Annotated in this window: 11 protein-coding genes; 6 read left to right on the top strand and 5 right to left on the bottom strand. The window is 29.7% G+C overall.

The window, feature by feature from the left end; translation table 11 throughout:
• The first annotated feature begins 21 nt into the window (after positions 1-21).
• The 3 genes from WHD08_RS00175 (at position 22) to WHD08_RS00165 (ending at position 4,785) form a co-directional block, all read left to right on the top strand.
• Positions 22-1,221, top strand: coding sequence for an OmpA family protein (locus WHD08_RS00175; protein ID WP_208889710.1), 1,200 nt, complete (start codon positions 22-24; stop codon positions 1,219-1,221).
• 284 nt (positions 1,222-1,505) lie between these two features.
• Positions 1,506-3,599 (top strand): phosphate acetyltransferase, encoded by a 2,094-nt coding sequence (pta, locus tag WHD08_RS00170; RefSeq protein WP_208889711.1) that lies wholly within the window; start codon positions 1,506-1,508, stop codon positions 3,597-3,599.
• 1 nt (position 3,600) lies between these two features.
• Complete coding sequence (locus WHD08_RS00165; RefSeq protein WP_208889712.1) at positions 3,601-4,785, top strand: acetate/propionate family kinase; 1,185 nt, start codon at positions 3,601-3,603, stop codon at positions 4,783-4,785.
• A gap of 174 nt (positions 4,786-4,959) precedes the next feature.
• Here the strand turns inward: WHD08_RS00165 and WHD08_RS00160 are convergent, their stop codons facing one another.
• A complete protein-coding gene (locus WHD08_RS00160; protein WP_208889713.1) occupies positions 4,960-6,141 on the bottom strand; it encodes a T9SS type A sorting domain-containing protein in 1,182 nt (393 codons plus the stop codon).
• A gap of 164 nt (positions 6,142-6,305) precedes the next feature.
• On the opposite strand from WHD08_RS00160, the gene WHD08_RS00155 reads away from it, so the two are divergent.
• A complete protein-coding gene (locus tag WHD08_RS00155) occupies positions 6,306-7,022 on the top strand; it encodes a YebC/PmpR family DNA-binding transcriptional regulator (RefSeq protein ID WP_208889714.1) in 717 nt (238 codons plus the stop codon).
• Positions 7,023-7,320: 298 nt separating this feature from the next.
• On the opposite strand, the gene lpxK is transcribed toward WHD08_RS00155, so the two are convergent.
• Complete coding sequence (lpxK, locus tag WHD08_RS00150) at positions 7,321-8,334, bottom strand: tetraacyldisaccharide 4'-kinase (protein ID WP_208889715.1); 1,014 nt, start codon at positions 8,332-8,334, stop codon at positions 7,321-7,323.
• Between the two features lie 223 nt (positions 8,335-8,557).
• Here lpxK and WHD08_RS00145 point away from each other — a divergent pair, with 223 nt between their 5' ends.
• A complete protein-coding gene (locus tag WHD08_RS00145) occupies positions 8,558-9,652 on the top strand; it encodes a Nif3-like dinuclear metal center hexameric protein (protein ID WP_208889716.1) in 1,095 nt (364 codons plus the stop codon).
• A 2-nt stretch (positions 9,653-9,654) separates the two neighbouring features.
• On the top strand, positions 9,655-10,428 hold the full coding sequence (locus WHD08_RS00140) for a zinc ribbon domain-containing protein (RefSeq protein WP_208889717.1): 774 nt from the start codon (positions 9,655-9,657) through the stop codon (positions 10,426-10,428).
• A gap of 437 nt (positions 10,429-10,865) precedes the next feature.
• Here the strand turns inward: WHD08_RS00140 and WHD08_RS00135 are convergent, their stop codons facing one another.
• The 3 genes from WHD08_RS00135 to WHD08_RS00125 all read right to left on the bottom strand — a co-directional run bounded on the left by WHD08_RS00135 (position 10,866) and on the right by WHD08_RS00125 (position 13,896).
• A complete protein-coding gene (locus WHD08_RS00135; protein ID WP_208889718.1) occupies positions 10,866-11,600 on the bottom strand; it encodes a DUF6263 family protein in 735 nt (244 codons plus the stop codon).
• Between the two features lie 111 nt (positions 11,601-11,711).
• The gene (locus WHD08_RS00130) at positions 11,712-13,034 is read right to left on the bottom strand and encodes a dihydrolipoamide acetyltransferase family protein (RefSeq protein WP_208889719.1); all 1,323 of its coding nucleotides are present in this window, start codon (positions 13,032-13,034) and stop codon (positions 11,712-11,714) included.
• A 421-nt stretch (positions 13,035-13,455) separates the two neighbouring features.
• Positions 13,456-13,896 carry a DUF5362 family protein gene (locus WHD08_RS00125; protein WP_244183279.1) on the bottom strand — a complete coding sequence of 147 codons (441 nt, stop codon included), beginning with the start codon at positions 13,894-13,896 and terminating at the stop codon, positions 13,456-13,458.
• Positions 13,897-14,036: the final 140 nt, after the last annotated feature.

The following is a 14,036-nucleotide window of genomic DNA, read 5'->3' as shown; positions in this document are numbered from 1 at the left end:
AAAAACAACTATAAATTGATTATGAAGAAAACTACTACCTTATTTTTAACATTACTAATGATTTTTGCTTTTACAGAAAATAGTGAAGCTCAATTATGGAAAAAACTTAAAAAGAAAGCTGAAGATGCACTTGTAAAAGGTGCAGAAGACAAAATTGATAAAACGATTAACGGAGAAACCACTGCTGATAATGAGAGCATAGAAAATGATGATGAAGATAATGAATTAATAAGTAACGATACTCCTAACTTATGGAGAAACTTTCGTTTTGTACCAGGAGAAGATGTTATCTTTTATGATGATTTAAAAACGGAAGAAGTTGGCGAATTTCCAGCTCGTTGGGACTTGATAAAAGGAAACGCAGAGGTAGCAAAATTAAATGGAGAAAAAGTAATCATATTAATGTCTAAAGACGGAAATACAATTACACCATTAATTAAAAGCACGGATTATCTAGGTGATGAATTTACCATAGAATATGATCTTTTAATTCCAAACTTTAGACAAGAAAAAATTTGGTGGATGACGCAAGAACTTCATTTTACGCCTAAATTTCATTCCGAAGATGTACAAGTTAGGTTTGATGTAAATACAGATAAATTAACAGGTTGGGCATCTAACAGTAATTTTAAAATTGAAAACATTGCTATTGGAGCTCAAAACGAATGGCATCACATTTCAATATCTTATTATAAAGGAAAATACAAAATGTATTACGACTCTAAAAGAATTTCTAACTTACCAAATTTTGATGTAAAACCAACCGTTTTTGGTTTAGAGTTATTGTGCCATACTAGAAGTAAAAAAGTACATCCTTATATCGCCTTAAAAAATGTTAGAATTGCTCATGGAGGCGGAGAAATGTATAAGAGAATTATTGCTGATGGAAAATATGTAACTAACGGAATTATTTTTGACAGTGGAAAAGCAAAAATTAAAAAGCCTTCACTAGGTATCATTAATAAAATAGTAACAATCTTAAAAGATAATTCTGATTGGAATTTTGATATTATAGGCTATACAGATAATGACGGTGCAGATGATATTAATTTAAAATTATCTGAAGAAAGAGCAAATGCTGTAAAAGAAGCAATTGTAGAACAGGGTATAGAAACGGAAAGATTAACCGTTATTGGTAAAGGAAAAGCAGAACCTTTAAACAGTAATAGTTCTGCAGAAGAAAAAGCAAATAACAGACGTGTTGCTTTTGTTAAAAAATAGAAACAAATATTTTTTTAAAAAAATAAAGAGGGTTTTGTACAGTGTACAAAACCCTCTTTATTTATACAAAACAAAAAGCTATAACTTATATCAGAAAAAATAAATACTAATGCTTTTTAACGTTCATAGAATTGTAACCCAATATCTTTTAATAAAATCTATAAATTTCAAATAATAGCTATTTATTTATCTAAAAATCCATTTTTCTATTAAAAAATGATGACTATTATCATAATTATTAGTTTCTTTATAACATATTTTTGCAAATACAATTAACAAAAAAAATGAGTAAAGCTATATATATTGCCGCAATTGAATCCGACAGTGGTAAATCTTTGGTATCATTAGGTCTTTTAAGAATGATGCTGACCAAATCTTCTAAAGTAGGATATTTTAGACCTATTATCAACGAAGTAAAAGACAGTAAATTTGATGACCACACCAATACTGCTATCAACTTTTTTAATTTAGATATCGATTATGATGACTGTTATGCATATAAGCACAATGAAGTTGTAGAGCTGCTAAGTGAAGGTAAGGCAGATGATGTAATACATAAAGTAATTAAAAAATATAAAAAGCTAGAAGCTAAATATGATTATGTTTTAGTAGAAGGTACAGACTTTTCTGGTGAAGGTGGTTTTACAGAACTAGATGTAAATCTAATGATTGCCAAAAACCTAGGTATTCCTGCTTTAATAGTGGGGTCTGGAAATGGCAAGAAAAAGAAAGATTTTGTAAACACCATGCAACTTACTTATAAGTCTTTTATCAAAAAAGAAGTTGATGTAATTGGTATTATTGCTAATAAAATTGAAGTTGATGAGGTAAACTACATTCAACAAGAATTAGAAAAAAGTTTTCCAGAAAACTTACAAATAAACGTAATTCCTAAAATTGACTTTTTAGCATATCCAACCGTTAGAGAAGTTTTACAAGCTTTAGAAGGTAAAGTATTATTTGGAGAACAATTTCTAGACAATGCCATTGGAAGTTATAGCACTGGAGCTATGCAACTGCGCAACTATTTAACAAGAATTAGAGAAAATGCTTTAGTAGTTACTCCTGGAGACAGAGCAGATATTATTTTGGGTGCTTTACAAGCAAATGCTTCTACCAACTACCCAAAAATTGCGGGTATTGTTTTAACAGGTTCTTTACTACCAGAAGAATCCATTACCAAACTAATTGAGGGGGTACAATCTACCGTGCCTATTATTTCCGTAAAGGGAGGTACTTTTGGTATTACCAATAAGATTGGCGCAGTAAAATCTAAAATTTACGCAAGCCACAACAAAAAAATATTACTATCTCTAGATACTTTTGATACGTATGTAAATGCAGAAGGTTTAACAAACACATTAACCTCATACAATTCCGTAAAGTTAACACCAAGTATGTTTCAATACAACTTGCTGCAAAAAGCAAGAGCTTATAAAAAACATATTGTTTTACCAGAGGGTGATGATGAAAGAATTATTACTGCAGCAGCGCGTTTACAATTATTAGATATTGTAGACTTAACCTTATTAGGAGATAGAAACACTATTCAGCTTAAATGTGATCAAATTGGATTACAAATAGATTTAGATAAAATAAACATTTTAAATCCGGAAGACTCTATACACAATGATGCTTTTGTAAAAACATTATATGAAGCTCGTAAACATAAAGGCATGACAGAAACCATTGCCGAAGATTTAGTAAACGATGTTTCTTATTTCGGAACCTTAATGATTATGAATGGTCTCGCAGACGGAATGGTTTCTGGTGCAGTACACACAACCATGCATACTATAAAACCATCTTTACAGTTAATTAAAACCAAACCAGGGGTATCTGTAGTTTCTTCTGTATTTTTTATGTGTTTATCAGACCGAGTTTCTGTAATGGGAGATTGTGCTGTAAATCCAAATCCTAATGCAGAACAATTAGCAGAAATAGCAATTTCTTCAGCTCAATCTGCAGAAGCTTTTGGTATAGATGCAAAAATTGCCATGTTATCATATTCTTCTGGAAGCTCTGGAAAAGGAGAAGAAGTAGAAAAAGTGAGAAAAGCTACAGAAATAGTGAGACGCTTACATCCAGAGTTAAAAATTGAAGGACCTATACAATATGACGCAGCCGTAGATATGTCTGTGGCAAAAACAAAAATGCCAGATTCTGAAGTAGCAGGACAAGCGTCTGTATTAATTTTCCCAGATTTAAATACAGGAAACAATACCTACAAAGCTATACAAAGAGAAACAGGTGCTTTAGCAATTGGCCCAATGTTACAAGGTTTAAACAAACCAGTAAACGATTTAAGTAGAGGTTGTACTGTAGAAGATATCTTTAACACCGTTTTATTAACAGCAATACAAGCACACCAAGGATAATATGAATATTTTAGTTATAAATGCAGGTTCTTCATCTTTAAAGTATCAATTAATAGAAATGCCATCACAAACAGTAAAGTGTGTTGGTTTAGTGGAAAGAATCGGTATGCAAGATGCCATTTTTACACACAAAAAAGATGATAAAAAACACTCTGAAGTTACCCCTATATTAGACCATGAAGTTGGTTTAAAAAAAATAGCAAAAGCTTTATTAGATCCAGAATTAGGTGTTATAAATTCTGTTGATGAAATAAAAGCAATTGGACATAGAGTTGTGCATGGAGGAAGCAGATATAGCGGTACTGTTCTTATTACTGAAAAAGTAAAATTTAATATTAAAGATTTATTTGATTTAGCTCCTTTACACAATCCTGCACATTTAACAGGTATAGAAGTTGCTGAAACCATTTTTACCTCTGCAAAGCAAACCGCTGTTTTTGACACTGCTTTTCATCAAACAATGCCAAAGGAAGCATACCAATATGCAATTCCTACTATTTATTTAAAAGAAAATAAAGTAAGAGCTTACGGTTTTCATGGTTCTAGTCATAAATATGTTTCTGAAAAAGCAATAGAACATTTAGGTGAAAAATCATCAAAAATAATTACGATTCACCTAGGTAATGGTTGTAGCATGTCTGCTATTAAAGACGGAAAATGTATTGATACCACTATGGGATTTTCGCCTACCAACGGTTTGGTTATGGGAACTCGTGCTGGAGATATCGATCAATCTGTTATTTTCTTTTTAATGAAGAAATTTAATAAATCTGCAGATGAAGTAAATGATATTTTACAAAAAGAATCTGGAATGAAAGGTTTAACTGGTTATTCTGATTTAAGAGAAATTGAAGAAAAAGCAGGTAATGGTAATGAAGAATGCCAAATTGCTTTAAATTTAGCAGGCTATAGAATTAGGAAATTTATAGGTGCTTATACTGCTGCTTTAAATGGATTAGATGCTATTATATTTACAGCTGGTATTGGTGAAAACTCAATTTTAATGAGACAAATGTCTTGTGAAAATTTAGAGTTTTTTGGTATTGAATTAGATGAACAAAAAAACGACATTCGTTCTAAAGAAATTAGAGAAATTCAGCAAGATACAGGTAAAGTGAAGATTTTAGTAATTCCTACCAATGAAGAACTAGAAATTGCAAAAGAAACGTATGATCTTTTAAAATAACAAACATACTTTACATAAAAAGAGGCTGCCTAAAAAGTAAGTTTTTTGTCAATCTGAATTTATTTCAGATTCTTATGGAGATTGAACTTCAGTAAGTTGAGATACTGAAACAAGTTCAGTATGACAAGATTTAAACCTTTTTAGACTGCTTCTTTTTTAGGAATACTTTTCCTTTTAATTTTTAATAATTCTTTTGGTAGCAACACCACCTTTTTCTGATTCTATTTTTACCAGATAAACTCCATTCACTAAATGTGCTATATTTATTTCACTTTTAGTTGATGCAAATACTTTTTTTCCTAAAACATTAAAAATTTCAATATTTTTTAGAGTAAAATTAGCAGCATCAATCTTTAAAATATTTTTAGTAGGATTTGGAAACACTGCAAAATCAATAGAACCAAAGTCTTTTGCACTTGCAGTTTCTTCTCCATAATAATAAGTATTCCTGTAATTTGAATCTTCAACAGAACCAATTAATTTATTAATAAATTTAGTATCCTGCCCTGTTAAAGCTTCAAAACCATGTCTATCTATAAAAGGATGTGTAAAACTGCTCATTATTTGTGTCTCATCAAAAGTATAACTCATTTCATATTCACTTTCATAAGAGCCATCACTATAATCAAAATCTTCCTCTAATATTAAATTATCGTTTGCATCATAATTGTATTCTTCCTTATAACTAATATCATAAGCACTTCCATTCCAATCATACGAAACAAGGTTTGCAATTTTATTATTTGCATTATAAGTATACACATCCTTATCATCAGCACTCCAAGAACTGCCATTCCATTCGTAATAAATAAATTCAGAAACCAAACCATTAACTCCGTAACTTATAGTAATCTTTGAAGATGAATCTTGATCATCACTTTCTGCAATCAATACCCAAGCAGAACCATTCCAAGAAAGGTCTATTAATTCTGTAATTTTGTTATCAATATAGGTATAAGTAGATTTATTTTCATTAACATAAACACCATTACTTAATTCTAAACTTGTAGATTCAATAAGTTCATTATTACCATTATAGACATAATTTGTTTTATATCCGTAAGTAACATTTCCTGTACTAGAATCATAGCCTTCATAAGATTCACTCGTAATTTTATTAGCACTATTATACACTATTTTTTCTTTACCATTATACTCCCATAGCGCAGTTATACTATTCCAATAATAATAATTTTCAGACGTTAAATTATTATTGGTATCATATTCGTACACATATTTAGCACTATTTAACCAATTTGTTCCATCAAAATATTCTTCTACAGAAGAAGTAAGTTTTACTTGCCCAACAACAACAAATGAGCAAAAAGTTAAAAGTAATAAAGTAATTTTTTTCATAATTTTTATATTTAAAGGTTTCACTTTAAAGTTATAGAAAAGATATACTCAGCACAATACCTACAAATAGGTATATTTCTAAAAAATCCTTGTTTAAAAAATTGTGAATCAACTTGCTAATTTTTACATTTGTATTTATAATTTTTATAAAAACATCATTAGAAATGGGAAGAGCATTTGAGCTTAGAAAAGGACGAAAAATGAAACGTTGGTCAGCAATGGCAAAAACCTTTACTAGAATTGGTAAAGATATTGTAATGGCTATTAAAGAAGGTGGTCCAAATCCTGATTCTAACTCTAGATTAAGGGCGGTTATGCAGAATGCAAAAGCTGCAAACATGCCTAAAGACAACGTAGAACGTGCTATAAAAAAAGCAACTGATAAAGATACTGCAGACTATAAAGAAGTTTTGTTTGAAGGATACGCACCTCACGGAATAGCCGTTCTTTTAGAAACTGCAACAGACAATAATAATAGAACTGTAGCCAATGTTAGGTCTGCTTTTAATAAGTGTGACGGAAATTTAGGTACTTCTGGCTCTGTTGTTTTTATGTTCGATCATGTGTGTACTTTTACTATCAAAAAAGAGGATATTACAATCGATTTAGAAGAATTAGAATTAGAATTAATCGATTTTGAAGTTGAAGAAGTTTTTAATGACGACGAAGGAATTATTATTTATGCACCTTTTGAGCAATTTGGAGCAATCCAAACTTACTTTGAAGAGAATAATACAGAAATTTTATCTTCAGGATTTGAAAGAATCCCCACTACAACCACAAAATTAAACGAAGAGCAACAAGCCGATGTTGAAAAATTGTTGGAGAAGCTAGAGGAAGATGATGATGTGCAAAATGTATTTCATTCAATGGAAATGTAATTTTTTTTTGGCGTTTCCACAAGGGTCGGGCTATTCGTTACAAGTCCTCGCCCTTTCGGGCTGTGGGCTTTCTACTGCTATCCCTAACGCAAGAAGATTTTAGATTTTAAATATTTATAATACATACAAAGACCTCAGATATAACAACTATCTGAGGTCTTTATTTTTTATAAAATCAGAATAACAAAACATCATGTGACTTATTTAAAAAAATGGTGTCATATAAATGAAGTGTACTTAAAAAGATACTTCTAACAAAAATCAAAAAAAAGAAACCAGCGTCCTAACAACGCTGGTTTTATTGTATATGATTTTTAATCATTGAATTAAATTCTTCACAACTCCCTAAAAAAGAAGTTTGTATTCCGAGAAAAGAAAGCTTCTCTACCCTATTTTCTAAACGCACATAATCTTTCTCTGTAGTTAAAATAAGCTTTTTAGAAGACTTTAAATCGTTGTATTCCTTCTTAATTGCTTCTATTTCATTGTCTGTAAAATGATGATGATCCGGGAATTTTAAATGCTTAAAATTTACATTTTTCTCCTTTAAGAATGATAAAAGTGGCGTTGGATTTGCAATTCCAGTAATTAATAAAACTTCATAATTCTTTAAATCATCAACCAAAATAGATTCAGATCCAGCTGTTTTATCGTCATAAGAAATCGTTGTAAAAAATACCTTTTTATGGAACTTCTTTAACTTCTCTTCAATCTTATTTTTTGAAGACTCCGTTAAATTTACAGGGCATTTGGTTACCAAAATAACATCTGATCGCTTTGCTCCTCTCCTACTTTCTCTTAAATTTCCTGTCGGCAATAAAAAATCATCTGTAAATAAATCATCATACTTTGTCAATAAAATGTAAAAACTACCTTTTACTTTTCTATGTTGATAAGCATCATCTAATAAAATAACTTCAGGAGCACTGTCTGTAATCAATTTAGAAATCCCTGTTACTCTATTTGCATCAACAGCAACATCAATGGTATTAAACTTTTTATAGTATTGTAAAGGTTCATCACCTACATCTTCCGCAGAATGCGTACTATTAAGCAACACAAAACCTTCCGTCTTACGTTTGTATCCTCTACTTAAAACAGCTGTCTTAAAACCATCTTTTAATAAACGGATTAAATATTCTATTTGCGGAGTTTTCCCAGTTCCGCCCACGCTTAAATTGCCAACCACAATTACTGGAACCTTAAATGAAGTCTGTTTAAAAAAACCTACTTCAAAAAAAAAGTTTCGTATGCTAGTGACCACATCATAAATAATGGAAAACGGAAAAAGTAAAAATCTTAGAAATTTCATTAATTCAAAAATAAGCAGGTTACACACATTAAAAAAGAAAAAAACACGAATTTCACGTATATTTATTTTGTGAAATTTATCTATTATTTTAATTGCGATATTTTTTATACAATAAATTAATTCCTTGCATAAATTTATAGGAGATCACACCTAAAAAGCAGGTAATTTATATAGATTCTTACAAGGAAAATGTTAACTTTGATTTTTGACACAATATTTATTTATGATCATAAAAGACATTACCAACTACTTAGAAGAATTAGCACCTTTAAATTACGCTGAAGATTTTGACAATGTTGGTTTATTAGTGGGAAATTATAATACAACCGTTTCTAGTGTACTAGTAACTCTTGATACCTTAGAGAAAACGGTAGACGAGGCAATTGAAAAGAATTGTAATTTAATTGTAAGCTTTCATCCCATTATTTTTGGTGGATTAAAAAAACTTAACGGAAATTCGTATGTGGAACGTGTGGTTTTAAAGGCCATAAAAAACGATATTGCTATTTATGCAACGCATACTGCCCTAGACAATTCTAATGATGGTGTTTCTGCTAAAATGTGTGAAGTTTTAGGTTTAGAAAATCCTAAAGTTTTAATTCCTAAGAAAGGAATTATCAAAAAACTAACCACGTATGTTCCTACTAAAGATGCAGAAGCATTAAGAAATTCTCTATTTTCCGCAGGAGCTGGAAATATAGGTAATTATGATAATTGTTCTTTTAATATTTTAGGAGAAGGAACTTTTAGAGGTAACGAAAAATCGAATCCGGTTGTTGGTGAAAAAGGAAAAAATACCACTGAAAAAGAAACCTTAATTTCTATCATTTTCGAAAGTAAAAATGAAGCTGCTATTTTAAAAGCATTAAGAGCTAATCATCCTTACGAAGAAATAGCATACGAAATTATCACTACAGAAAATATACATCAAAATATTGGAATGGGAATGATTGGCGAACTTCCATCGGAGATGGATGAAAAAGCATTTCTTTTATATTTAAAAGCCACAATGAAAACAGATTGTGTGCGCCATTCTAATTTTATCAATAAAAAAATAAAAAAAGTAGCTGTTTTAGGTGGATCTGGTAGTTTTGCCATTTCTAACGCAATAAAAGCAGGTGCAGATGCATATGTGAGTGCAGATTTTAAATATCATGAGTTTTTTAAAGCCGAAAATAGTATCCTTTTGGCAGATATTGGACATTATGAGAGTGAACAGTTTACAAAAAACCTTTTGGTAGACTATCTTACGAAAAAATTTAGTAATTTTGCAGTCATTTTATCAGAAGAAAGTACAAATCCTATATATTATATATAAACATGGCAAAGAAGAAAGAAATTTCGGTTGAAGAAAAGTTAAGAGCTTTATACGATTTACAATTAATCGACTCTAGAATTGACGAAATTAGAAACGTTAGAGGTGAACTACCTTTAGAAGTTGAAGATTTAGAAGATGAAGTTGCCGGATTAAACACGCGAATTGCGAACTTAAACCAAGACGCAGCAAACTTAGAAACTGACATTAACAACAAAAAATTAGCTATTGATGAGTCTAATGGGTTAATGAAAAAGTATGATGAGCAGCAAAAGAAAGTTAGAAATAACAGAGAATTTGACTCTTTATCTAAAGAAATTGAATATCAAGATTTAGAAATTCAATTAGCTGAAAAAAGAATTATTGAATACAAAGCAAAAATAGCTCAGAAAAAAGAGGTAATTGATGCTACTAACGAAAAGTTAGCAAAACAAGAAAAACATTTAAGCCATAAAAAAGCTGAATTAGATGCTATCTTAAAAGAAACTGAGAAAGAAGAAGAGTTATTAGCTCAAAAATCTGAAGAGTTTTCTCAAACTTTAGATGCACATTTATTTTCTGCTTATACAAGAATTAGAACTAAAGTAAAAAACGGTTTAGCAGTTGTTGCTATTGAGCGTGGAGCTTCTGGAGGTTCTTACTTTACAATTCCACCTCAGGTGCAATTAGAAATAGCAAATAGAAAGAAAATTACTATCGATGAGCATAGTGGTCGTATTTTAGTAGATGCTGCTTTGGCTGAAGAAGAAAAATTAAAAATGGAGAAATTCTTTTCTTAATCTTTCTACTCATAAATTAAAAAAAACTCGAAGCTTAAAAGCTTCGAGTTTTTTTTTTAAAAGTAATGTACAGTTTTAAAGCAGTTTATATAAAGTATTGAGAACACTGGCTACAAAAAAGAATTCAAAAAGATTAATGAAACCTTAAAGTAGGTTTTAATATCGCTAAATTTGTGGTAAACTAAAAGTTAAAAACAAATTATTAATTAATCAATAAAAATAGATAATAAGAAGACTGCTTTTATCGAATCATATGCTGCCTCAAAATCAAATATACAAGTAAAATAAAGAGCAAAAACTGAACATTAACCTCATTATTCTATTTTAAATATTAAATTTAATCTTTTATTATCTTTATCGATTATTTTCGAATAAACAATACTTTATCAAGTAATGCTCTCTATAACAACCTTTTTTATTTCCTTAAAATAAGAAGGTTATTTTTTAACCATTGTCATCTTAATTGTAGACTTTAATTCTTGTCCGCTTACTGACATATTCATATCAATTGTAGAGTTTTCAGGAATTCCAGAAGCTTTATCAATATTCATATTTCCAGAAATTTTTCCTGTTGCCATTCCAGAAACATCACCAGATAAATCTAAAACAATTTTATCACTAGATATAGATTTTACAGTATAAAGGAAATCCATTTTCATACCTTTTTCTTCTTTAGTCATTGTCCAAGTACTCCCAACACTTACTGCTTCTGTAGGATACACAACATTACTAGATTGTTTTGCCATATCTTCTACTCCAGGGATGCTTGGCTCAACTTTAACTTCTAAAATTTCACCTAAGTTATTTCCTTTAGCAGATATAAGAGCACTTAACATTGGTCCCATTTGAGCTTTCATCATTTTACCAGTTTCATCTAACTCTTCATCACTTTTAGTAGAATCAAAACTCATTACTTGTCCACCTTGTAACATGTCCATAGTCATTTTAGTGAATTTCATTTCACTATCATAAGTATCACCATTTACATCTAAAACTTTTATATCCATATTAATAAGCATTCCCATAGACATTACAGTTCCCATTTCTTGAGAAATGTTCATTTCAACATCATAAGTAGCTCCTTTTTCATAGTTTAATCTAAGTAATGCAGCATCTTGCGCGAAGCTTAAGTTTGCAGAAATCACTAGAAATAAAATTAACAATTTTTTCATTTTTTTAAATTTAGTTTTATAATTATTTATATACAACGAATATAATATTTTGAAACAAAAAAACGCTCACAAATTGTGAGCGTTTTTAGTATAATTGTATTTATTTTAAAACTAGAAGTCTTGGTTTATATCCCAAGCTTCTAAAATATCTTTTAAAGTTTTAATAAACATTCCGCCTAAGGCACCATTTACAACTCTATGATCATAAGAATGTGATACAAACATTTTTTGTCTAATTCCTATAAAATCACCTTCTGGAGTTTCTATAACCGCAGGTACTTTTCTAATAGCTCCTAGGGCTAAAATAGCAACCTGTGGTTGATTAATAATAGGTGTTCCCATAATAGAACCAAAACCACCAACATTTGTAACGGTATAAGTTCCTCCTTGTATATCATCTGGCTTTAAAGCATTATTTCTTGCTCTAGTAGCTAAATCATTAACTGATTTGGTAATTCCTACTAAACTTAGTTGATCTGCATTTTTAATGACAGGAACAATTAAGTTTCCATCTGGTAATGCAGCAGCCATTCCTAAATTTATATTTTTCTTTTTAATAATGGTATCACCATTAACGGCAATATTAATTAAAGGATATTTTTTAATTGTAGTAGCAATTGCTTGCATAAAAATTGGTGTGAAAGTTAATTTCTCACCTTCTCTTTTAAGAAAAGCATCTTTAACTTTATTTCTCCATTTTACAATATTGGTTACATCAATTTCTATAAATGATTGTACATGCGCAGAAGTCTGTATAGAATCTACCATGTGCTTAGAAATCAATTTACCCATTCTACTCATTACTATTATTTCATCTTCTCCATTTACAGAAATTGGTGCTGCTTTAGCAACCGTTTTCTCTATTTTTTTAGGAGCCTCAGCTTTAACAGGAGCTTTAGATGGTGTTTCTTTAACAGCTTCTCCTCTATTTTCTATATAAGAAAGTATGTCTTCTTTAGTAACTCTATCATCTTTACCAGAACCAGGAATAGATTCTAATTCGCTCATAGAAATACCTTCCGTTTGTGCAATATTTCTAACTAAAGGTGAATAAAACTTACCAGAATCAGAAACTTTAGCAATTGGTGTAGAAACTGTATCAACAGCTTTTTCAATCGTTTTTTCTATTTCTTCCACTGGAGATTTTTCTGCTTTGCTAGTTGCAACAACTGGTTCTGCACCAGAACCTTCTCCTTCTATTTCTATAATTGCAATGGTTGCTCCAACAGCAACAACATCATCTTTTTCAAATAAAATTTCTATTAATGTACCAGCAACTTCAGAAGGAATTTCTGAGTCTACTTTATCCGTAGCAATTTCTACCACGGCTTCATCTAATTCAATGGTATCTCCAACTTCTTTTAACCAAGAAGTTATCGTTGCTTCTGCAACACTTTCTCCCATTTTAGGTAATTTCAATTCAAATCTCGCCATTTTATCTAATTTTTCAGTATGCAAAAGTACTAAAAATCGTTGATTTTTTAGTGTTTTTAATCTAATAAAAAAATGACCTTATAAAACAAACTTTACATTATCCATAATAAAACTTATTTTAAATTTAATTTTGATGAATTTAATGTAACAAAAAATTAATTTTAATATATTTTACACAATATTAATTACCAATACAACTTTTTATTTATGTAAGAATAAAATAGGTAATCAACTTAAACAAGCTACTTTAAAAAGTGAAATAATTAACGATTATAACAGTATCCATAAGTTTTAAGAGAGATAAAAGAAATAAAAATGATCTTTAGATATAAAATGTCCTTTATGAATTCATTATTTTCCTGTAAAAAATTAATTTCAACATTTAAATAATTCAAGCAACATAAATTAATAAAATATAATTTTAAAGTCCACCAAAAACAGCTGCAACAATTAACAAAGCATATAAGGACATGGTTATAATTGTAAACACTCCTATAAACTTATAGTGAGATTTTAACATCTCAAAAGCTTTAGCTAAAGTTTCATCATTTTTTGTAGACAATGCTGTTTTCATTTTATTAGAAAATTGTAATAAATAATACACTGGAAAAAAATAAATAATAGCGAGCACCAAATAAGTTACTGTCATTGTTAATCCTAAACTCTCAGGCATACCAGGTTGCATTTTACCTGCCAATTCAAAAATAGTTGTAGCAAAAACTGCAAAAACAAGCATAATTGCAATTAAGATAAAACCAATAATTGACAAGAATTTTGCCCATTTAGCTGTTTCTTTTAAAAAATTCTTAGAAGCATTAGTTATTGTAAGCTGTTCTAATTGAGTAATAGGATTGTGTATCATAAAATGAATTGTAAGGTTTCGTTTTTTCAAAAATAAACAAAAAAAAGAAGCCACGAATTCACAATTAAAACTTTGTGCATCCGTGGCTAAAATTATATCTAAAAAGTTATTCCTTTATAGTAATCTCAAATATTTTAAAG

Origin of the sequence: Polaribacter sejongensis, assembly GCF_038024065.1 — a bacterium.
GTDB lineage: Bacteria > Bacteroidota > Bacteroidia > Flavobacteriales > Flavobacteriaceae > Polaribacter > Polaribacter sejongensis.
The sequence above is the reverse complement of the archived record's forward strand: the minus strand, read 5'-3'. Positions and strand labels throughout refer to the sequence as shown.